18 protein-coding genes and 1 tRNA gene are annotated in these 22,699 nt (G+C 45.2%); 14 read left to right on the top strand and 5 right to left on the bottom strand.

Features of this window, described 5'->3' with window-relative positions:
* Position 1 precedes the first annotated feature (1 nt).
* The 5 genes from MHI15_RS03540 (at position 2) to mglC (ending at position 6,878) form a co-directional block, all read left to right on the top strand.
* Positions 2-1,831 carry a sensor histidine kinase gene (locus MHI15_RS03540; protein ID WP_081387836.1) on the top strand — a complete coding sequence of 610 codons (1,830 nt, stop codon included), beginning with the start codon at positions 2-4 and terminating at the stop codon, positions 1,829-1,831.
* Positions 1,828-2,850 (top strand): substrate-binding domain-containing protein, encoded by a 1,023-nt coding sequence (locus tag MHI15_RS03535; RefSeq protein ID WP_076127584.1) that lies wholly within the window; start codon positions 1,828-1,830, stop codon positions 2,848-2,850. Before MHI15_RS03540 ends, MHI15_RS03535 begins: the two co-directional genes overlap by 4 nt.
* 198 nt (positions 2,851-3,048) lie before the next feature.
* A complete protein-coding gene (locus MHI15_RS03530; RefSeq protein WP_094903385.1) occupies positions 3,049-4,119 on the top strand; it encodes a galactose ABC transporter substrate-binding protein in 1,071 nt (356 codons plus the stop codon).
* 146 nt (positions 4,120-4,265) lie between these two features.
* Complete coding sequence (locus tag MHI15_RS03525) at positions 4,266-5,777, top strand: sugar ABC transporter ATP-binding protein (RefSeq protein ID WP_076101437.1); 1,512 nt, start codon at positions 4,266-4,268, stop codon at positions 5,775-5,777.
* 93 nt (positions 5,778-5,870) lie between these two features.
* Entirely contained in the window at positions 5,871-6,878 is a 1,008-nt protein-coding gene (gene mglC, locus MHI15_RS03520) for a galactose/methyl galactoside ABC transporter permease MglC (RefSeq protein ID WP_076127586.1), read from the top strand.
* 336 nt (positions 6,879-7,214) lie between these two features.
* Here the strand turns inward: mglC and MHI15_RS03515 are convergent, their stop codons facing one another.
* Positions 7,215-7,445, bottom strand: a complete 231-nt coding sequence (locus tag MHI15_RS03515) for a hypothetical protein (protein ID WP_076304045.1) — start codon at positions 7,443-7,445, stop codon at positions 7,215-7,217.
* Between the two features lie 133 nt (positions 7,446-7,578).
* Entirely contained in the window at positions 7,579-7,755 is a 177-nt protein-coding gene (locus MHI15_RS03510; RefSeq protein ID WP_175623563.1) for a hypothetical protein, read from the bottom strand.
* Positions 7,756-7,924: 169 nt separating this feature from the next.
* On the opposite strand from MHI15_RS03510, the gene MHI15_RS03505 reads away from it, so the two are divergent.
* From MHI15_RS03505 to MHI15_RS03495, 3 genes are all read left to right on the top strand, one after another.
* Positions 7,925-8,500, top strand: a complete 576-nt coding sequence (locus MHI15_RS03505; RefSeq protein ID WP_341164133.1) for a hypothetical protein — start codon at positions 7,925-7,927, stop codon at positions 8,498-8,500.
* A gap of 80 nt (positions 8,501-8,580) precedes the next feature.
* Positions 8,581-10,545 (top strand): WG repeat-containing protein, encoded by a 1,965-nt coding sequence (locus tag MHI15_RS03500; protein ID WP_076127593.1) that lies wholly within the window; start codon positions 8,581-8,583, stop codon positions 10,543-10,545.
* A 303-nt stretch (positions 10,546-10,848) separates the two neighbouring features.
* Positions 10,849-11,565 (top strand): CAP domain-containing protein, encoded by a 717-nt coding sequence (locus MHI15_RS03495; protein ID WP_036685704.1) that lies wholly within the window; start codon positions 10,849-10,851, stop codon positions 11,563-11,565.
* A 133-nt stretch (positions 11,566-11,698) separates the two neighbouring features.
* Here MHI15_RS03495 and MHI15_RS03490 read toward each other — a convergent pair.
* Positions 11,699-11,771, bottom strand: a tRNA-Lys gene (locus MHI15_RS03490).
* A 239-nt stretch (positions 11,772-12,010) separates the two neighbouring features.
* Here MHI15_RS03490 and MHI15_RS03485 point away from each other — a divergent pair.
* From MHI15_RS03485 to MHI15_RS03460, 6 genes are all read left to right on the top strand, one after another.
* Positions 12,011-12,850, top strand: a complete 840-nt coding sequence (locus MHI15_RS03485) for a GDSL-type esterase/lipase family protein (RefSeq protein ID WP_076127595.1) — start codon at positions 12,011-12,013, stop codon at positions 12,848-12,850.
* A 102-nt stretch (positions 12,851-12,952) separates the two neighbouring features.
* Positions 12,953-13,933: an ABC transporter ATP-binding protein gene (locus MHI15_RS03480; RefSeq protein WP_036685707.1), complete on the top strand. Its 981-nt coding sequence runs from the start codon at positions 12,953-12,955 to the stop codon at positions 13,931-13,933.
* Positions 13,926-14,915: an ABC transporter permease gene (locus MHI15_RS03475; protein WP_036685819.1), complete on the top strand. Its 990-nt coding sequence runs from the start codon at positions 13,926-13,928 to the stop codon at positions 14,913-14,915. The genes MHI15_RS03480 and MHI15_RS03475 overlap by 8 nt, the downstream gene beginning before the upstream one ends.
* 169 nt (positions 14,916-15,084) lie before the next feature.
* Entirely contained in the window at positions 15,085-17,067 is a 1,983-nt protein-coding gene (parE, locus tag MHI15_RS03470; RefSeq protein ID WP_076127597.1) for a DNA topoisomerase IV subunit B, read from the top strand.
* 178 nt (positions 17,068-17,245) lie between these two features.
* Positions 17,246-19,687 (top strand): DNA gyrase subunit A, encoded by a 2,442-nt coding sequence (gene gyrA, locus MHI15_RS03465; RefSeq protein WP_341164132.1) that lies wholly within the window; start codon positions 17,246-17,248, stop codon positions 19,685-19,687.
* 192 nt (positions 19,688-19,879) lie between these two features.
* Positions 19,880-20,311 (top strand): MarR family winged helix-turn-helix transcriptional regulator, encoded by a 432-nt coding sequence (locus MHI15_RS03460; protein WP_076127601.1) that lies wholly within the window; start codon positions 19,880-19,882, stop codon positions 20,309-20,311.
* Positions 20,312-21,010: 699 nt separating this feature from the next.
* Here MHI15_RS03460 and MHI15_RS03455 read toward each other — a convergent pair.
* Both MHI15_RS03455 and MHI15_RS03450 read right to left on the bottom strand, forming a co-directional pair.
* Entirely contained in the window at positions 21,011-21,757 is a 747-nt protein-coding gene (locus MHI15_RS03455) for an RluA family pseudouridine synthase (RefSeq protein ID WP_076127603.1), read from the bottom strand.
* 3 nt (positions 21,758-21,760) lie between these two features.
* Positions 21,761-22,624, bottom strand: coding sequence for a class I SAM-dependent methyltransferase (locus tag MHI15_RS03450; RefSeq protein ID WP_340394155.1), 864 nt, complete (start codon positions 22,622-22,624; stop codon positions 21,761-21,763).
* Positions 22,625-22,699 lie beyond the last annotated feature (75 nt).

Here is a 22,699-nt window from a genome sequence, read left to right as displayed (position 1 = left end):
GATGCTGAAGGATAAACCTTATTCCTTTCCTCTAAGACCGCAGCATCCCAAAGGCGGAAAACGTCGGTTGTCCTCCAAGCTCCGAAGCATTCAAGTTACGATTACACTCACTTTTACATCTGTTGCCGTGCTGGTAGCTGTCGTTGTCAGCCTTATGCTGTACAACAAGTTTGCCAAGACCGCAGAAGAGAATGCCAATATGAATATGCAGCAGATCATTGAGCAAGTGAATTACAATCTGGGTCTTTATGTTAAGGGAATGCGCAATATTTTTGAGACAGCGGAGGAGCAGATTACGAATAGCCCTTCCGTGGATTCCGCTTTATTGACGGAAAGAATGGCTATGCTAATGGGGAGCAGAGAGGATCTGGTCTCGGCGGCTGTTTTTACACCACAGGGGAAATATGTCGTGGGAACACCCGGTCAGAAGCTGCGCAGCAACACACAGCTGGAGACTCAGAGCTGGTTTACGACGGCGCAAAGAACATCAGAGCTCTCCTATTCCGCACCTCATATTCAGAATTTGTTCAAAGGTCAATATATCTGGGTCGTGTCTATCAGCAAATTAATTCAATATAAGGAGAACGGAGTCTTAAAAACCGGCATCCTGCTGATGGATTTTAACTTTCGAACCATTGATGAGCTGAGCAAGCAGGTTAAGCTTGGCAAAAGAGGATACGCTTACATCCTCGATCAGCTAGGAAATATTGTGTACCATCCCCAGCAGCAGCTGATTTACGCTGGCTTAAAATATGAGAATGTGGAGCCAGTACTGGAATATGCTTTTCGTAGCTATTTGGATGAGTCTACGGGTGAAAAACGGTTTATCACCGTAAGAACACTGGAACAGACAGGCTGGAAGATCGTGGGCGTGGCTTATTATGATGAGATTGTAACCACCAAACGTGATCTAAACACTTTTTTATCCTGGTTTTTAGCGGTAGTCATTTTATGTGTAATTATTGTATCTGTCTTTTTGTCTGCACGTATTGCCCGCCCTATCCGCAAGCTGGAACGGACGCTTCAGCAGGTGGGCGAAGGGGATCTCAACACCCGAATAGATGTCAGTGGGGCGTATGAGGTGGAACAGCTGTCCAAACGGTTTAACCTTATGCTGCAACGTATCCGCCAACTGATGGATCAGATTATTTATGAACAGGAAACCAAACGTAAAGGTGAGCTTGAAGTACTGCAATCCCAGATCAATCCGCACTTTCTGTACAATACCCTGAATTCTGTGATCCGGCTCGCTGAACGCGGCAAGACTGAGGAGGTAGTCACGATGATTCAGTCCTTATCGAAGTTTTTCCGGATTAGCCTTAGTAAAGGGAATAATATGATTACCGTGCAGGAAGAGCTTGATCATGTTCGTCATTACCTTGTGATTCAGAGTTTTCGGTTCAAAAATAAGTTCCGCTACGAGATCGAGGCTCAGGATGAAGTGCTGCAGTGTCAGACGATTAAGCTAATTTTACAACCTATTGTGGAGAATGCTCTGTATCACGGGATTGAAATGATGCCTGATGAAGGTTTTATTTCGATCCAAGCGGAGCTGAAGGATGATCTTGTCATCATCCGCATTCGTGATAATGGACTGGGAATGTCCGAGGAGACTATGAAGGTTCTTTTAACAGGCGGCAGTAAGAGTATGCATGGCTCCGGGGTAGGCGTTAGAAATGTTAACGAGCGTATTGAGCTGTATTATGGGCGTGATTATGGTCTTTCTTTTGAAAGTGAAATTGAAGAAGGCACTACGGTTACTCTTATCTTCCCGGCACTCACAGCAGGCGAGGGCAATCCTGGACATGAGGAGGATGAGACATCGGTATGAGAATCGTTCGTTTTTGGCTAACCCTGCTGGTATGTGTGATGTTATGGACAACCATCACCTCTTGTTTTAATTCGGCACCTAATTATATCAACACGAACAAAACCCGCAATATTCATCTTATTGTAAAAATGAACAAAGGCGACTATTGGAATACAGTTAGATTGGGGGCAGAAGCTGCGGCACAGGAATTTAATGTGAAACTAACGTTCAAAGCTCCGAATGCTGAGAGTGATATTGCGGAACAGGTCAGAATGGTTGAGGACTCCATTAAAGAAAAAGCGGACGTTATTATTTTAGCTGCCAGTAGCTATATGGGACTTGCACAAGTGGTTGATCGGGCGGCATATTCCAAGATTCCCGTATTGTCTGTGGATGCAGAAGTCGGTTCGGCCAGAGTAAGAGCCTATGTGGGTTCAAACGGCTATGAAGCGGGACAAAAGTCTGCAGAAAGACTCATTCAGCTGCTAAATGGATACGGGGAGGTTGGCATCATTAACTTCACAAATTCATCTTTGGGGGCGGAGCAGGAGTCTTCAAACGGCATTGAATATGGTGCTAGGGACGCGGAGGAGCGGGAAAAGGGATTTTTAAATTACGCTGCCCGATATCCGAACATACAGGTAGTAGAGATTTCTTATACCACTTCGAGTATTAGTGATGCTGAAGAGCTGACACGGTTAATGCTGCTGAAACATCCAAATCTTCGCGGGATCGCCAGCTTGAATGAGACAGCTTCACAGGGGGCGGCAAAAGCTATCCAGAGCCGAGGGCTGCATAATATTAAAATGGTTGCGTTCGACAGCTCCCCGTCAATGATGGAGTTGCTGCAGGAGGGTACGGTTCAAGCGACCGTAATCCAAAATCCTTTTAGTAACGGGTATTTAGCCGTAAAACATGCCGTTGAGGTAATCGAAGGAATGGATGTTCCTGAACGTGTCGATACGGGCACTAAACTCATTGATTTGGACAATATGCTGTGGCCTGAGAATCAGAAATTGTTATTTCCCTTCGTCAGATAGTGGACGGTTTATTTTTGAAAAGACGAATGCCATCCTTAAAATGGGAGGTATTCGTTTTTTGGGTTCAGTAGAATTTTTATAAAAGTGAGTAGGATTTTATATTCGAAACCGTTTTCACCTAAGGCATAATATGGATGTGCCCGAGAGAATTCAGGGTTAAACCAAAAAAAAGAAGTATAAACAGGAGGTCAATGAATAATGAAAAAAATCACTTCCGTTCTTTTAGCAAGCGCAATACTGGGTGCCGCCCTGGCAGGCTGTGGCAATAGCAACAATAATGCAGACAGTGGTAAAGCTACCAACGCTCCAAAAACTGAAAATGCGGGCTCTTCCACTGAAACGCCAAAAGTAGGGGTAGCCATTTACAAATTTGACGATACCTTCATGACAGGTGTTCGTAACGCAATCGACACTGCTGCCAAAGGCATTGCTACTGTAGATATCGTAGATAGCCAAAATTCTCAACCCACACAAAATGACAAAGTTGACTTGTTCATCACCAAAAAATATAAAGGCATGCTGATCAATCCGGTTGACCGTACTGCGGCTGGCGTTATTATCGAAAAAGCAAAAGCGGCAAATATTCCGGTGGTCTTCCTGAACCGCGAGCCGCTGCCAGAAGATATGAAGAAATGGGATAAGGTTTATTATGTAGGCGCTAAAGCGGAAGAATCCGGAACTATGTCCGGTCAACTGATCGTGGACTACTGGAAGGCACATCCTGAAGCAGATAAAAACGGCGACGGTGTCCTCCAATACGTAATGCTAAAAGGCGAACCGGGGCACCAAGACGCTGAGCTTCGTACTACTTACTCCATCCAAGCAATTGAAGATGCCGGCATCAAGGTAGAAAAGCTGGCTGAAGATACTGCGATGTGGGACCGCGTAAAAGGGCAAGAAAAAATGGCAGCGTTCCTTGGCTCCCATGGCGACAAAATTGAAGCTGTGCTTGCGAACAATGACGATATGGCTCTCGGTGCCATCGAAGCTCTGAAAGCTTCAGGTTACTTCACGGGTGATAAATTCATGCCGGTAGTAGGTGTAGATGCTACTGCTCCTGCGATTCAAGCGCTGCAAGATGGAACGATGCTTGGTACCGTGCTGAATGATGCGAACAACCAAGGTAAAGCTGCGATCACAGTTGCTGCTCTGCTTGCTAAAGGAGAAACACCTACAAAAGATAACGTAGGCTTTGATATCACAGACAACCAATACGTGTGGATTTCCTATAAAAAGATCACCAAAGACAATATCGATGACGCCAAATAATAACGCTCTAATCTAGATGGAATTCATGATCATATGGCAGCAACGGGGAGCGGATATTCGCTCCTCGGATTTCTTTCAGGCAGGGAACAGGATGAAACCGCTGTGCCTCTCATGAAAAAAGAAAAAAGCGTAGGGGGCGTAACAACATGGAAAAAGCTGAGTTTTTGCTAGAAATGAATGATATTACTAAAGAATTCCCCGGCGTCAAAGCGCTGGATGCAGTTAGTTTAAAGGTCAGACCGGGTTCGGTGCATGCCCTTATGGGCGAGAATGGTGCGGGTAAGTCCACTTTAATGAAATGTCTCTTTGGTATTTATTCACCGGATGCCGGTGAGATTTTTTTGGAGGGTGAGAAGACCTCTATCGGAAGCTCAAATGACGCTTTGAAAAATGGGATCTCCATGATTCACCAGGAGTTGCATCCCGTGCCGTTCCGAAGTGTGATGGAGAATATCTGGTTAGGACGTTTCCCAACCAAAGGGATTGGACCTTTTCAGTTTATTGACCATAAGAAAATGTACACTGACACGGAGAATTTGTTTAAAGACCTGGATATCGATCTGAATCCCGAGACATTAGTGGGTAAACTGTCTGTATCCAAAATCCAATCCATTGAAATTGCGAAGGCTGTCTCTTTTCACTCCCGCGTTATTGTAATGGATGAACCTACTTCCTCCCTCACTAGTGTGGAGGTGGAGCATTTATTTCGGATCATACGGGACCTTAGGAGTAGAGGCGTAGCTATTATTTATATATCTCACAAAATGGAAGAGATTCTCGAAATTTCTGACGAGGTTACCATTATGCGGGACGGTAAAAAAATCGGAACCTGGCCAGCGGCGGAATTGACCACAGACCTTATCATTTCCAAAATGGTCGGCCGTGACCTGACCAATCGATTCCCAGAACGCTTTAACGTGCCTGGCGAAGTATATATGAAGGTGGAAGGATTAACCTCCCCTGAAGAAAGATCGTTTAAAGATGTTTCTTTTGAATTAAGACGAGGTGAGGTTTTAGGGATTGGTGGTCTGGTAGGCGCTCAGAGAACAGAGGTTATTGAGGCATTATTCGGCCTGAGGGCTATCAAATCGGGGACGATTTCTATCGATGGTAAGCGCATTCATATCCAATCTCCCAAGGATGCTAAGAAACACGGAATGGCTTTGCTTACGGAGGAACGGCGTGTCACCGGTATTTTTCCAGTCTTGTCTGTTCATGAAAATGGCGCAATCGCTAATCTGCATCGATACCAGAAACTACTACTTCTACTAGATGGAAAAAAGAAAAAAGAAGAAGTCGATAAAATGATTGAAAAATTACGGACCAAAACTCCAACAACCAAAACGCTAATCATGAATCTTTCTGGTGGGAATCAGCAAAAAGTGCTGCTCGCCAGATGGCTTCTAACCGAGCCCGAAATCCTGCTTCTGGACGAGCCGACTCGCGGTATCGACGTAGGGGCTAAATTCGAGATTTATTCGATTATTGCCGACTTGGCGCAGCAAGGGAAAAGCATCATTATGATCTCCTCAGAAATGCCGGAGCTGCTCGGAATGTCTGACCGTGTAATGGTCATGTCGGAGGGTAGGCTTACCGGAATACTAGAAGGCGAGCAAGCTACGGAAACCGAAGTTATGCGGCTCGCTGCACAGCATTAGGATAGGATTTCAATGATAGTTTTGCTGGGCGAAACTAGATTTGGTTTACGAAGAGAAGTACTCTTCGCGTAACTTTAAGGAGGAACACTACTAATGAACGCTAAACGAGCCCAATCTTTTATTACTCAAAATGCTATTTATATTGTCTTGGTAATTCTAATTATGGGTATTGCATTATATGAGCCGGCCTTTATCTCTGTAAATACTTTACGGGACATTCTAATTCAGTCGTCAACACGGATTATCATCGCGCTTGGTGTTGCCTTCATCCTTATCACAGCTGGGACGGACTTGTCTGCTGGACGTGTGGTTGGTTTTACAGCGGTAATCTCTGCTTCGATGCTGCAAATTCCGGATTATTCCCGGCGCTTTTTTCCTGATCTGCCGCAGGTGCAAGTGTGGCTTCCGATCCTTATAGCTATTATCGCTGGCCTTCTCTGCGGACTAGTCAATGGTATTGTCGTCTCCAAGCTGAACGTCCCGCCGTTTATCGCAACACTGGGTACGATGGTTATCGTCTACGGCTTGAATTCTTTGTACTTTGACATGGACCCCAACCAATCACAGCCGATTGGCGGTCTGCGTCCAGATTTCACTACAATCGGTTCTGGGTTTATCGGCAAGGGGCAATATTCAATCCCGTATATCGTGCTGATAGCCTTGGGTGTCGCCGCCATCGTATGGGTGGTGTTCAATAAAACTAAGCTGGGCAAGAACATGTACGCTATCGGCGGTAACATGCAGGCAGCTAAAGTATCTGGCATCGATGTTTCCAAGAACTTGATCTACATCTATGCGATTGCTGGAGCCCTTTATGGTTTGGCGGGTGTGCTGGAGGCTGCCAGAACAGGTGGTGCAACCAATAACTATGGTAACATGTATGAGCTCGATGCGATTGCTGCTTGCGTCGTGGGCGGGGTGTCCACAACCGGTGGTATCGGAACAGTGCCAGGTGTTCTGGTCGGTGTTATTATCTTTACCTTAATCAACTACGGCCTGACCTTTATCGGCATCAGCCCTTACTATCAGTTGATTATCAAAGGTCTGATCATCATCGCCGCGGTCGCATTTGATATGCGGAAATATTCTTCGAAGAAGTAGTTGTGTGGGGGATGTGTGGTGATTATAGCGTTTGCTATTTATGGCAAACGCTTTTTGGTTTGTCCATTTTCGCTTGCGGATATAAGCAACTCGTAAGAATCAGTTCATAAGATACAAATCATATGAACCTATTTAAAGTACAAATTCATAAGTGCCAATTCATATGATGCAAATTAAAAGTACCGATTTATAAGAAGCAATTCATAAGTACAAATTCATAAGTACTGAACGTCGCCCCCTTGCTCCTCGCATAGGAAAACTACGCACGAGCACGAAAACTACCCACAAAAACTAACCACAAAAACTATGTATGAAAAACTACCCACAAAAACTAGTTTAATTAGTTAGGGATAAACCAATTTCGCTCCCACTAGTACCATTGGGACCAGCATCAAGTACAGCAATAATATCAACTACGCCAATAATATCAACTACACCAATAATGTCACTGTCAGCACTGCTAACTACAGCGCTGCTAACTAAAGCACCACTAACTACGGTACTGCCAACCACAACACTGTCAACCAAAACACGACTAACTACAGTACTAACAACTAAACACAACACCAAAACTACCCACTAAAATGCCACCACGACTAAACAGCGCCAGCAACACTAACATCAACATTACTTACCACCACCAACTTCAATCAACATTGCCACCCCTGCTCCATCAAATCTAATATTCCACCAATAGGATTTACTCCACCCAATAGTTGCACCATAACCGCCACGGTACTACTACAGCATCATTACCATCACCAATTAATATCATCAACACAAACACGGTTATCACAATCCTCTCAACATTATCAGCATGAACATGGCAATCACCGCCACAAATCAATATCAGCAGTAATAACACGACCATCGTCATCAGGAGCACCACGAAAACACATCATATTCATCATTGCTCACCAACAATATCAACAAACTAATATTAGTTACAGAACAGAAGCACCATGAGGTGAGAGAACGGTATAAATCCCGTAGAATTGGCTGAAACGAGTTACGTGGGGCGAAAGAACGGTATAAATCCCGTAGAATTGGCTGAAACGAGCTATGTGAGGAGAAAGAACGGTATAAATCCCATAGAATTGGCTGAAACGAGCTACGTGGGGCGAAAGAACGGTATAAATCCCGTAGAATTGGCTGAAACGAGCTACGTGGGGCGAAAGAACGGTATAAATCCCGTAGAATTGGCTGAAATGAGCCACGTGGGCCGAAAGAACGGTATAAATCCCGCAGAATTGGCTGAAACGAGCTACGTGAGGCGAAAGAACGGTATAAATCCCGCAGAATTAGATGAAACGAGCTACGGAGGAGGAAAGAGAGGCATTAATGCTCTAAAGTACGCCAAAACGAGCTACAGTGGAGGAAAGAGAGTCATTAATGCCCTAGAATACGCCGAAACGAGCAACGGAAGTGGAAAGAAAGGCATTAATGCCCTAGAATACGCCGAAACGAGCGACGGAGGAGGAAAGAGAGGCAAAAATGCCCTAGAATACACCAAAACGAGCGACGGAGGAGGAAAGAGAGTCATTAATGCCCTAGAATACGCCAAATCGAGCAACGGAAGTGGAAAGAGAGGCAAAAGTATCCTGGAATACGCCTCCCCCTAACCCCAAAGATCAAAAAGCACATAAACCAACGTTCTCCCATATTCTATAGGCAAATGCCTTTGTTAAAGGGGAGCGACTGGATGTTAAGGATTAGGTTGAATGAGCTGGGGAAAGGGAATGACAATGGTCTGATACAGGCGGATGTTTGGAAATGGGATGGCATTGGCTGGAACGAATATATTACTCAGCAGGATGAGGATTTCATACGCACGGAAGAGGAGTTATTCGTCACGATTCCGGCAGAAGCGGGATTATATCGTGTAGATTACTCTAATAAGCCTTTTGAGGCGCCATACTTATTGCCGGAGTGGGTGGGGGACGATCTGCGGACCACGGGTCTGCATCCGGCGCCGTTTAATCTCAAAGAGGGCACACTTTGGGGATATATTAATGACGAGGGCCGTGTTCAGATTGAACCCCGGTACGAATATGCTGAGGATTTTCAAAAGAACGGTCTTGCCGTAGTTCAGCGAAAAAATAACAGCGGGCTCATTGACAGCACTGGAAGAGAACGAGTGAAGCCGATCTATTCTTTTATTGCGCCTTTTTCGGAAGAGCGCGCGGTCGTGTCGGATGCCAAGGGCTACACTTTTATTGATGAAAAAGGCAAAGAAGTGACGTCCGCCCGGTATGATTATTTGAACTCATTACATGAGGGGCGAGCACTATTTTCAAAACAAAATACGACCGGCGGCCAATCGCTATATGGATATGTGGACGCGCAAGGCAAAGAGGTGCTGCCCGCGATTTATGTAGATGCCAATGATTTTATGAACGGCGTGGCTTTGGTTAAAATCAAAGAAGGAGAGTATGCGCTCATCGATCCGGATGGGAACATTCTGCATACGTATAACCATCCTTTCGTTGGAAGTCCGGGAGAAGGTTTACTAGCCTATCAAGCGACTGAAAACGGTAAATATGGCTATTTAAATACGGATGGTTCTGTAGCCATTCAACCGCAATTCACCTCTGCGTTACCTTTTTCAGAGGGACGTGCGGTGGTGAATACCGCTGAAAATTATGGCAACGCCTACGGGCTGATTGATAAACAAGGAAAAATGATCATCCCGGCAAAATATTATGAAGTATTGCAGCTAGGTGAAGGCAGAGTAGCCATAGGAACGCCTGTATTCCCCAGCCAGCCTTATCGCGGATCACGTTACGTAATTGCAGATGCGGAAACGGGAGCGGTCCTGAGCAATCACACCCTGCTTGGCGTGAACAATTATCAGGAAGGCTTGGCATCTGTATTTGATGCTAAAGATACCTATTTTATCGATAGAAGTGGAAAAAAGGCAGCCCAGCCCCCAGTTATTCCAGGGGCGGGAACACTCACCCTTAGCGGACGTTTGATAAGAGCAGATGTAGATCAACGCACATCTTATTATGATCGGCAGGGAAAGCAGGTTTGGCGCCAAAATGGAGTCATTCCGCTGAGACCTCCCTATTCCGTAGTGGAGAAGAAATACAAACCGAACAGGGATTATCTGGTGTATTATCCGGTCGTTGAGGGGATTGCAAGTGCGGAAGTTTCGCGAGAGGTTAACGATAAGCTGCGCAAGCTATCCCTTGCTGAAGACGTTGGGAGTGGAGGGGTTTCCCAGGACTTTAGTTATAATGGTGATTTTTCAGTCTCTTTCTTCCGTAAAAACCTGCTGGTGCTGGAGCTGACCGGTTATCGTTTTCCTTTTGGAGCAGCACATGGAATGCCTACCAAAATCTATCCGCATATTAATTTGCGCAGCGGCAGGTTCTATAAGCTGGGGGATTTGTTCAAGCCAGGCAGCAGATATGTGGAGAAGCTCAGTAAAATTGTGGGCAAACAGATCGAGAACGATCCACAATATTCATATGTTTTTCCGGATACGTATAAAGGAATTACCTCGGATCAGCCCTTCTTTGTAGATAATGAAGCGTTGTATCTATATTTCGCACCTTATGAGATCGCTCCGTATTCTGCAGGTTTTCCAACCTTCCGGATTCCTTATGCGGAAATCATGGGATTGATCTCTACGGAGGGCGAGTTCTGGCAATCGTTCCATTAATCGTCAGGTATCCATAGGTTTGCTGAAGTTGCCGTCCTTTCGGGGAGGGCGACTTTTTTTGCTTTTTTTTCGCGAATAACAGGTAAAATGGTATTTTTAGGAAGGAAAACAGCGAAAGAAAGCGAATGTATCTAGGAATCGGAAATCTTACAGTCAAGACTATTATATGTAAAAAATTAGAAGCGCACATTTGAGAGATTTATGCTACAATGACTGAGGAACAAATTACAACTTTGTAACATTTGTAGATGGTCACTCTAGGCAGAAGCATATATTACACGCAAGAAAAAAGGAGATGGCAGATTGAAGAACAAGACATTAAAAGCAATCATCGGTGGTAGCGTGGCAGCTGTTATGGCACTTAGTATTTCTCTTCCATTGGAAGCAAATGCGGCATCGAATGAATCGACAGTAACAATAAAAGGCACAAGTTATGAGCAAATATTACAATATTTTAAACAAGCTAATCTTGAGGGATTCCCTTTTTCGAATAGCACAATCGTGGTAACTAAGCCACAAACTGGAACAGTACCAAACAAAGACAACACGACCACAACTACAACTACAAAACCGGTTACAAAGCCAGCAGACACAACTACTGTAACTAAGCCAACTGATAATACAACTACAACAGGTGCTGTGAGCAATAAAGGAACCTATGTTCAGCAAATCGTAACGCTGGTAAACAAAGAACGTGCAGCAGCTGGTTTGTCACCTGTAGCTGGATTGGACAGCCTGCACAAAGTTGCCGCTACAAAAGCTACAGATATGCGTTCGAATAACTATTTCTCACATACTTCACCTACGTATGGTTCACCTTTTGATATGATGAAATCCTTTGGCATCACTTATAAAGCCGCAGGTGAGAACATCGCAATGGGACAAAAAACACCAGAAGAAGTAATGAAGGCATGGATGAATAGTCCAGGTCACCGCGCTAATATTTTGAATGCTAACTTCAATTATATCGGTGTCGGTTATGATAATAATTACTGGGTTCAAGAGTTTATTGGTAAATAATACGAGTAGATGCTTCAGGAAGAAATCGTTCTCCGATGTAAGTCGGGGAGCGGTTTTTTTTGTGTGGTGAAGAATAAAAATGCAACAAAAAAAGAAGTAAGGAACTTGTCCTTACTTCTTCTGTCTAGCTCTATGGGTTATGCAGGGGTCGAACCTGCGACCTGCCGATTAAGAGTCGGCTGCTCTACCAGCTAAGCTAATAACCCGTAATGTCTAAAGAGTCAACGGTGAATATTATATAATGGCATTAATTAAAAAGCCAGTATTTTTTTATTTTCAAAAAAGTCCACACTCGTTCCTCGGCAAAAACACTGTAGCAGCGGGATTTTTTTCTTTGCTAGACATTTGCAAAACTTGTATGGAAGAATTATGTTTATGTAACATAGTTAAGATCTTTGTAAATTGTGGAACAATACATAATAGAACGGCATACGGAGGGATAGCTTTGAAGGATTCGAAATGGACATGGCGCAGCGTCAGCTTGATTTCCATAGTAACAACTATAGTTTTGATGGTTGGTTTAGTTTATGCGGTTAAAGATATTATCTATCCGGTCGGAGAGGTTACCGAGAGCAGCTTGCCTCAGCAAACAGCCGCACCGGTGACGGAGACTGTCAAGCTCCTCAAAATTGTTGCGCTCGGGGATTCGCTTACCAAGGGGACCGGTGATAACACCGGAGAAGGGTTTGTTAAGCGTACGGTTACTGGTTTATCCGCAAAAGGTGTCACAGTAGACTTTTTAGGCAATATGGGGATTAACGGGTTGACTACTGCGGGGCTGTTAAGCAAACTGAACGAAGATGGTGTGGAGTATGCCTTGCGCATGTCGAATGTTGTTCTGCTATCCGTCGGAGGAAATGATCTGTTTAAGGATTCGGATATTCTTGAGAATAATGGGGCGCAACAGGGCAACACAACTTCATCAACCTCTGGGCAGGAGCTGACTCCAGAGTCTTTATTAGCCGCTCTGCCAGAAGCAGCAGCTAGACTGGAGAAGATTCTCGATAAAATCTCACAGATCAACCCGAATGCGCAAGTTTACTATATGGGGCTGTATAATCCCTTTGGCGATATTCCAGAATTACTGGCACCAGGCAATCAAGCGGTAACGAAGTGGAATAATACGGCAATGGATATTATTAATGAGCATAGCAACATGACCTTGGTTCCTACGTTTGACTTGTTTAACAGACATTTGGACAAGTATCTATCCACCGATCATTTTCATCCTAATGGTGATGGCTATCAGCGAATCGGAGAACGGTTCATACAGGCTGTGCAGTAGTATATAGGTGAGTGTTAAATTTTGCAGTAAGATCATGTAGGTAAATGCCCTTTGAGCAAGTACAAACCGAGAAAATGACAGTCACAAGGAGCTAAATTAAATATGACAAAAGCGAATAGTGAAGACTCCGGCACAGTCGTCTTGTCTGTGGACGGGGTACGTAAAAAAATAGGACGAAAATGGATTATAGATGATGTCACTTTCGATGTGAGAAAAGGGGAGATTTTCGGCTTTCTCGGGCCTAATGGGGCTGGGAAGACGACCACGATCCGCATGCTTGTGGATTTGATTCGACCTACTGAGGGCAAGATTACAGTATGTGGGTACAATGTGAACCGAAATCCGGAAAAAGCATTGCAATATGTAGGCTCTATCGTTGAGAATCCTGAGGTATATACCTATTTGACCGGGTGGGAGAATTTGCAGCATTTTGCCCGGATGCAGCCTGGCGTAGACAATGAACGTATTAGCGAAGTGGTAGATATTGTTCGATTAGATCAGCGGATACATGATAAGGTAAGTACATACTCGCTTGGGATGAGACAACGATTAGGCATTGCGCAGGCGCTGTTGGGACGTCCACGGCTGCTTATTTTGGACGAGCCGACGAATGGACTTGACCCTAAAGGCATTAAAGAGCTGCGAGAATTCATTCGCAAGCTGGCGGATGAAGGGCTGGCGGTGTTCGTATCGAGCCATCTGCTTAGTGAAATTCAGCTTCTTTGCGACCGTGTAGCGATTATTAGTAAAGGGCGTGTATTGGCAGTAGGCGCGGTAGATGAGCTGATCGCTCGTAATTCGCCGTATGTACTTTGGGAGCTGGAGCCTTTTGCTGAGGCCCGGGAAATGCTGGCTGATCGTTCAGATATTCAAATTCAGAAACTGGAAGACGTCACATTAGATGACTCAATTATTGCCGGGATGGGCCCCAATTCTTTAATAACGATCATGGATCAGGATCTGATCCCCGAGATTGTGGCCGTAATGGTTACTGCTGAAATTGAGGTGAGAGCTGTGCATAAAATTAATCCGACACTGGAACAGCTATTCTTGAAACTAACGGAGGGTGAGAATGTTGAGTAACTTGCTTCCGCTAATCCGTAATGAGTGCTTGAAGATTATAAAAAAGAAACGGTTTTATGTTATACTGCTGATTCTGATTGTACTGGTGCCTATGTTCACCTATGCACAGATGCGTTCAGCCGAACGGAGTCGGGAGAAATTTAATTCCGATTGGCGGCTTGAGATCCAGCAGCAGATTATCGATAATCAAAATTCACTGGGCAGTGACCGGATTCCAGAGGAATGGAAGACTTATCGGCGAATATTTGTACAACAGCTTCAGTATTATCTTCACCATGACGTTAATCCGAATGAACCTAGCGGGGTTACCTTTACCCGTGAATTTATGGATAATTCGGTTACATTATTTATTCCGTTGCTCATTATGGCGGTGGCCTCAGATTTGGTCTCGGCCGAAAGGACAACCGGAACTATCAAAATGCTGTTGACTAGGCCGGTCAAGCGTTGGAAGGTGCTTTTTAGCAAAATGACAGCACTGCTAATGTTTGTTTCGCTTATCGTACTTTCCACATTTGCAATCAGTTACTTTATCTCTGGTCTCGCCTTTGGTTTTAAAGGTTTTAACATTCCTGTTTTTACAGGCTTTAAAATCAGTGGTGATTCGCTAGATATGTCTACTGTACATGCAGTGCCCCAGTGGAAATATATGCTTATGCAAGGTGGTTTGATTTGGTTCGTCAGCGTAGTGGTTGCACTGCTCGCGTTCATGATCTCGGTGCTTGTTCGCAGTACTGCGGCGAGTATAGTAGTTATGATGGCAGCGCTGATTGCAGGTAGTATACTGACCAATATGGCCTCTGCCTGGACAACAGCAAAATATTTATTTATGGTAAATCTTGGACTGACCAGCTATTTGTCTGGTACTCCCGCCCCCATTGAAGGGATGTCCTTGTCATTTTCCATGGCTGTGCTGGCTGTATGGGGGGCCGCTTCGGTGATCATTTCATTCGCCGTCTTTACGAAAAGGGATATTTTGAATTAGAATGAACAAAGTGACCAAAACGTTTGTTTGCATTTCTTAGAAATATAGGAGAGTATAATTTCACGTTATATTCTATCCTTAGGTTTTTGGCAGTAACGGATACCGTTCTTAACATAAAGGACGGCCAAGCCGTTTCTTCTTAGTATAGAGAAAAGAAGGAGGAGCATGAATGCTCGAACAGATCGATATGTTTGCTGAAGTTTCTAATAACGGCGAGAATGGCCGTACTGGATACGATGCTGACGACATTCAAGTGCTCGAAGGTCTGGTTGCAGTACGCAAACGACCTGGCATGTATATCGGCAGTACGAGTTCTTCAGGACTACATCATTTAGTATGGGAAATCGTAGATAATGCCGTAGATGAGCATTTAGCCAAGTATTGTACAAAGATTGACATACTGCTTCGCAAGGATGGCTCGGTAACCGTTAGCGATAATGGACGGGGGATCCCAACTGGAATGCATAAGACAGGGGTACCTACCCCGCAAGTTGTATTTACAATTTTGCATGCGGGCGGTAAGTTCGGTGGATCGGGTTATAAAAAATCAGGCGGTTTGCATGGCGTAGGGGCTTCTGTCACAAACGCTTTGTCTGAATGGCTCGAAGTAGAGATTTATCGTGAGGGCAAAATCCATCGGCAGCGGTTTGAGTACTGGGTGGACAAGAAGGGCAAGGAGCATGTTGGCGAACCTGTAACTGGTCTTGAAGTTCTGGGTAACACCAATAAAACGGGTTCGAAAATTACTTTCAAGCCAGATATTCGTGTCTTCCCAAATGGAATTGCTCTGAATTATGACACGCTGGCAGAGCGGGTTCAGGAGATTGCTTTTCTGAATTCCGGTTTGCGTATTACACTGCAAGATGAGCGGAGCAACCGTCAGGATGAGTTCTTTTATGAAGGTGGAGCCAGTCAATTTGTGCAGTTCCTCAACGAAGGTAAGGATGTTCTCCATGATGTTATCCATTTCAGTGCAGAAAAGGATGATATCGAGGTAGAAGTAGCTCTGCAATACAACGGAGGCTACACAGAAACCTTGGCTTCCTTCGTAAACTCCATTCCAACTCGCAGCGGAGGCACACATGAGACCGGCTTTAAAACTGCGTACACTCGTGTATTAAATGAATATGCCCGCCGCACGCAATTGCTTAAAGAAAAAGATAAAAACCTGGAAGGTAATGATCTGCGGGAAGGCATGATGGCTGTTATCAGTGTAAAAATGTCCGAGGTTGAATTTGTTGGACAGACGAAGGATCAGCTTGGCAGTGCTTCCGCCCGTAGTGCAGTAGATTATATCGTTTCTGAAAATATGGCGCGTTTCTTGGAAGAGAATCCACAAGTTGCGCAGAGCCTGCTGAAGAAATCGATTCAAGCGTCGAAAGCGCGGGAAGCGGCACGTAAAGCCCGCGATGAGATCCGCACAGGCAAGAAACGCAGCGAAAGCTCGAATCTTGGCGGTAAGCTGTCTCCTGCACAATCAAAGGACGTTACACGTACGGAGCTGTTCATCGTGGAAGGTGATTCCGCCGGTGGTTCGGCTAAGCAAGGCCGTGACTCTAAGATTCAAGCGATATTGCCGCTAAAAGGTAAGCCGATGAATCCGGAGAAAGCTAAGCTGCTGGACATCCTGAAGAACGACGAGTATAAAGCAATTATTTCTACAATAGGTGCTGGAATTGGTCCGGATTTCACCGTCGAAGACAGCAATTATTCTAAAATTATCATTATGACCGATGCCGATACCGACGGAGCGCATATTCAGGTACTGCTGCTGACATTTTTCTATCGTTATATGAAGCCTTTATTAGATGCAGGTAAGGTCTTTATCGCTCAGCCTCCACTTTATAAGTTGACCCGCAAAACGGGTAAGCTGGAGACTGTAAGGTATGCCTGGAGTGATGAAGAGCTGCAAAATTACTTAAAGGAATTCGGCAAAAACTTCGAGCTTCAGCGTTATAAAGGATTGGGCGAGATGAACCCCGATCAGCTGTGGGAGACAACGATGAATCCAGAGTCGCGTACGCTGCTTCAGGTACAGATTGAGGATGCCGCTAAGGCGGAGCGCCGTGTTTCAACACTTATGGGTGACAAAGTCGATCCACGTAAACGCTGGATTGTTGAAAATGTCGATTTCACCGAAATTGTAGAGTAATGTCAGTGCTGCAAGTGACGATAATCCCGATTTTCTAAGAGCTTGGTGATTTATGGGACCTAGGGGGATTTTGGAACTGTAGGAGCGATAATGCCCGGAATTCCAAAAAGCTCTGAAGTACCTGAGAATCACCATACTATTTTAAAACGGGCAGTTTGAGGAACAGAAGGTGAGCAAAGTGAGTAGTTTATCAGAACAATTTTTGCCGGCATTTCTGGAAGAGGTCGTCGGTGACCGCTTTGGTCGGTATTCCAAATATATTATTCAGGACCGGGCAATCCCCGATGTCCGTGATGGACTTAAACCCGTGCAGCGCCGGATTCTTTATGCGATGTACGACTCCGGCAACACCCCTGACAAGCCATACCGCAAGTCAGCCAAAACTGTCGGAGATGTAATGGGTAATTACCATCCACATGGTGACTCCTCTATTTACGATGGTATGGTACGTATGGCACAGCCTTGGAAGATGGGGCATGTGCTAGTTGACGGTCACGGCAACTGGGGCTCTATGGACGATGACCCAGCAGCGGCAATGCGTTATACAGAAGCACGGCTGTCTCCCATTGCAATGGAGATGATGCGTGATATCGAGAAGCGGACGGTCTTGTTTAAAGATAACTTTGACAATACCGCCAAAGAGCCTGTTGTGGTTCCTTCCCGGTATCCGAATCTGCTCGTAAATGGCACGAGTGGGATTTCTGCTGGTTTTGCCACTGAAATTCCGCCACATAATCTGCGTGAAGTAATTGACGCTTGTATCGCAGTGATGCAGAAACCAAATATTGAGCTGGAAGAAATTATGACCTTCATGAAAGGTCCGGATTTCCCTACAGGCGGCACAATCATGGGCGGAGACGGCATCATGGATGCTTACCGCACAGGTAAAGGCCGTATTTACCTGCGCTCCAAAACAGAGATTGAGAATATGCGGGGCGGCAAGCAGCAAATCGTGATCACGGAAGTTCCATTCCAGATTGTAAAATCACGGTTGGTTACTTCCATGGAGAATATTCGGCTGGAGAAAAAGATCGATGGCATTGCCGAGGTTCGTGATGAGAGCGGTCGTGAGGGACTGCGGATTGTAGTCGAACTCAAAAAAGAGGCTGATGCTCAAGGCGTGTTGGCGTATCTGCTCAAAAAAACCGATCTTCAAATCACCTATAACTTCAATATGGTTGCTATTGTTAACAAAGCACCTCAGCAGCTTGGTCTAAAAGTCATCCTGGAAGCTTATATCGCGCATCAGCGTGAAGTTGTGACTCATCGCACCCAGTTCGATCTGGAACGCGCTGAAGACCGTGCTCATGTCTTAGAGGGCTTAGTTAAAGCACTAAACATTCTGGATGAGGTTATCGCTGCGATCAAAGCGTCGAAAAATCGTCAGGATGCTCAGAACAATCTCGTATGGATGTTCGGCTTCAGTGAACGCCAAGCCGATTCGATTCTTACTTTGCAATTGTATCGTCTGACCAATCTGGAGATCACTTCACTCCAGAAAGAGTTAGATGAAATGATGGCAAAGATTACACATCTGCGCGGCATTTTGGATAGCGACAAAAAGCTAGTTGCTGTAATTCGTAAGGAACTGCTGGAGATTCGCGACAAATACGGCATTGATCGCCGTTCTCTGATCCAAGGCGAAGTCGAGGAGCTCAAGGTTAGCCTTGAAGCGCTGGTCAACGCGGAGGATGTGCTCGTTGCTCTTTCAGCAGATGGATATATTAAGCGGACTAGTATGCTTTCCTTCACCCGTTCTGGTGGGGAGCGTCATACCTCAGGCGTCAAAGAAGGCGATCATATCGTCAGGCTGCTGGATGTAAATACCCGTGACAGTCTGCTGGTATTTACCCGCAAGGGGCAATACTTCTTGCTTCCTGTGCACCAGATTCCGGAGTTTAAATGGAAAGAGCCTGGTACAGCGATTGTGAATGTTATTGGATTGTCTAAGGGAGATGGAATCGTTAGTGTGATTCCGGTGAATAATCTAGATGATCCGCAGCAGAGCCTTGTGTTTGTCACCCGTCGGGGTCAGGTGAAGCGTACAGAGCTCAAGGAATACTCTACAAGCCGTTCTGGAGCTGTAGCGGCCTGTAAGGTAGCCGAGGGTGATGAGATCATTACAGTGGCTTCTAGTACGAATGACAAGGACATTGTGCTGGTCACCCGTGAGGGAATGAGTATCCGATTCCATGAGAATGAGGTTAACCCTATGGGTCGCGTTGCATCCGGTGTAAGAGGAATTCAGCTGCGCGAGGGCGACGAGGTGATTTCCTGCTTCTGGGTCAGCGAAGATGAAGGCGAAATCCTTGCTATTTCTGATATTGGTTATGCGAAACGTTCATTACTTGTGGATTATCCATCACAAAGCCGTGGTGGCAAAGGAATGCCAACCTTCGAATTCAAGGAAGGCAAACGAATACGTCCAAATGGCAGCAGGTTAGCAGGGGCTTTCTATTGCAAGGAGCCGTTGGAACTGAATGCCGTTACCCGTGAGAATGCCCACCATACGTTCTCCTCTGAATCAGCGCCGCTGGGCGAGCGTCGTTCTACAGGCAAACAGATTGTAGCTGTGGAGAAAAAGGATGAGATCATAAATCTTTTCCCATCAGTTCATTAAAACTAGCGATTAACAAGTGATTTTATAACGGCGTTTAGTCCGCTCTTTTGGAGGGTTGACTAAGCGTCGTTTTTTATTTTTTTATGCTGAAGGTCCGGCAGATTTATTTTTTCTTCGTTTGCAGGAAATGGAAGTTGTTTCGCGAAAATGTAGATATACCGGATAGAACCGCGAGGAAAGGAAGGAATAAGTGTGCATGCTTCTGAATTCAGTAAAATTTGGCATAAGATTTTAAAAGATTATAAATTACATATGGACAGTAATCTTGCTCCAACGCTGACGGATGCCCAACTTACTGTACTTGAACTGCTTCAGGAACGCGACGCCATGAAGCCTTCTGATCTGGCTCCACATTTGGCGACCAGTCCTGCAGCGGTTACGATGTTACTTGATCGGATGGAGAAACATGAGCTTATTGTGCGGGAAAGAGATGCTTCGGACCGGCGGATTGTATGGGTAAGCATAACGGAGACTGGAATGGAAGAAACTGCACGGGGTCTAAAGATCCGCAGTGATTTTTTTGCGGAAGCGCTTGATCCGATCTCCTCTCATAACCAACAGTTACTGCTCTACTTAATGGGCAAAATGGTTGTTACAACTACACCGGAGGGTTCTACACCTTGAACCAAATAGCTTGGCTGTATCACTAGTGCATTTAGAGTATGTAGAAGCATTAGAGTATGTAGAAGCATTTAGAGTATGTAGAAGCGTTTAGAGTATGTAGAAGCGTTTAGAGTGTTTTAGAGCAATTAGAGGCATCTAAATGTATTTAGTTGTATTTTGTACAGCTATTATTTGTAAATTACTCGAGCATTGAGATATAACTGTATTTTATACAACTATTTTCTTGATTTACTTCTCTTTTTACAGTTTCCCTGATTTTTAGTTGTAAAGAGTACACTTAAAATCCGACCTACTGTTTTTTTATTCGGAATAAGTGTATAGAGTGCAGTTATCTTACTTTCATTTCAGATTCCAACTAGGATCAACTACTGATCAACTACTGATCAACTACTGATCCACCGCTAAACAGAGCGGTGGATCGTTAGCTAAGTTCAGGCTGGAAGGTGGAAAGGATGTTTAATCTCTCAAAATGATGTTTAATCTCGAAGGGATGTTTAATCTCAAAGGGATATTCAATGCCCGGCTGGAAAAATCGGACTAAGCATATCCTGCGGAGCTAGGAAGAACACTCCAGCGTGGACCCTCTTCCCATAGTCTGTTCAAGTAGCAGACGCAGAAACAAAAACAAGGCAGTGATTCTCCACTAACCGGAGAGTCACTGCCTCGTTTTTATCGTTTCAATGCCTAGAAAGGGCTGCTTTAGGACAGCCCTTTTTGTAGTGTTTCACGCGGCCACAGATCCCAAGGATGGGTTTGTGGGGGCAGAGAGATGAGTTCCACTTCTTCTTTAGTAACAGGGTGAGGGAATCCTACAAGTGCTGACCATAACGCAATTTGTTGCCCCGGTCTGTTCACTGAAGCCCCGTACTTCTGATCACCGTATAATGGACAGCCGATCGAACTCAGCTGCACCCGAATTTGGTGGGAACGCCCTGTAAGTAAATCAATCTTAAGCAGGCTGTATCCTTCTGCACTGTCAAGCACTGTGTAATCCAGAATTGCTTCCTTGCCGCCGGGAGTTCCTTTTCGAACCACGGTGACGGTGTTACTCTTTGCGTCTTTAAGCAGCGTATCTGTAAGACGGCCACGAGTGGCTGGCGGTTTACCATGCACGACTGTTAAATACACCTTATGAAAGCCGTGAGTACGGACACTCTCGGATAGTCTTGAAGCCGCTTTGGAAGTCTTGGCAAAAATCATTGCGCCCCCAACCGGTCGATCCAAACGGTGGACCAGACCTATATAGACGTTGCCGGGTTTGTTGAAACGTTCCTTCACATCTTCTTTCAGCAGGTTCAGCAGGTCAGGATCGCCTGTTGCATCCTCCTGAACAGGAATATTCACGGGTTTTACAATCCCCAGAAGATGGTTGTCTTCGTATAACACTTCAAAGCGTTGTGATCCGCCGCTTACAGCCTCATTGTTGCCGGAACTATGCTGTGTCATGGCTTACGCCTCCCAGCGACCCAGGATACCACATGGCAGGTTCATGCCGGAGGAGGTGATCGGAAGACCAATTTCGCCGGAGGTAAGTTTTCCGCCATAACGTTTGCCCATGGTCATGGACAACATGTTGCGCAGTACAGTTGGAGAAATTCCAGTGGTGTAGGAATTAATGAGCATGAACAATGGGTTGTCGCTCATAATCTCCATACAGCTCTCAAGGAAAGGGTACAAGCTTGATTCAAGCTTCCACATTTCTCCACCAGGTCCTCTTCCGTAAGAAGGAGGGTCCATAATAATCGCGTCATATTTACTGCCGCGGCGTTGTTCACGTTGTACGAACTTGAATACATCATCCGTGATAAAGCGGACTGGACGTTCTCCAAGACCAGACAGCTGAACGTTTTCTTTCGCCCACTGCACCATACCTTTGGCTGCATCCACGTGAACGACAGAAGCACCGGCACTCGCCGCTGCCACAGTAGCTCCACCTGTGTAAGCAAAAAGATTCAGCACTGAGATTGGACGGTTAGCCGCTGCAATCTTGTCCATCATCCAGCTCCAGTTGGCTGCTTGTTCCGGGAATAGTCCTGTATGCTTGAAGTTTGTAGGACGTAAGTGGAATTTTAATTTACCATAGCTAATCTTCCAATCGTCCGGAATGTTTTTTTTCATTTCCCATTGTCCGCCACCAGCGGAGGAACGGTGATAATGTCCGTGCACATCACGCCATTTAGCGGTCTCATTATTTAGAGGCCAAATAATCTGTGGATCAGGACGACGCAAGATAATATCGCCCCAGCGTTCGAGCTTCTCTCCACCGCCTGTATCAATTACTTCATAGTCTTTCCAATCGCTCGCTATATACATGATTTAATCCATCCTTCAAAAAAATTCATTTAGCCTTTATTGTACAACATTTCACCTGATTGCTACAAACAAATT

It is taken from the genome of Paenibacillus sp. FSL H7-0918 (assembly GCF_038007025.1).
Lineage (GTDB): Bacteria > Bacillota > Bacilli > Paenibacillales > Paenibacillaceae > Paenibacillus_AQ > Paenibacillus_AQ odorifer.
This window is presented reverse-complemented; position numbering and strand designations above follow the sequence as displayed.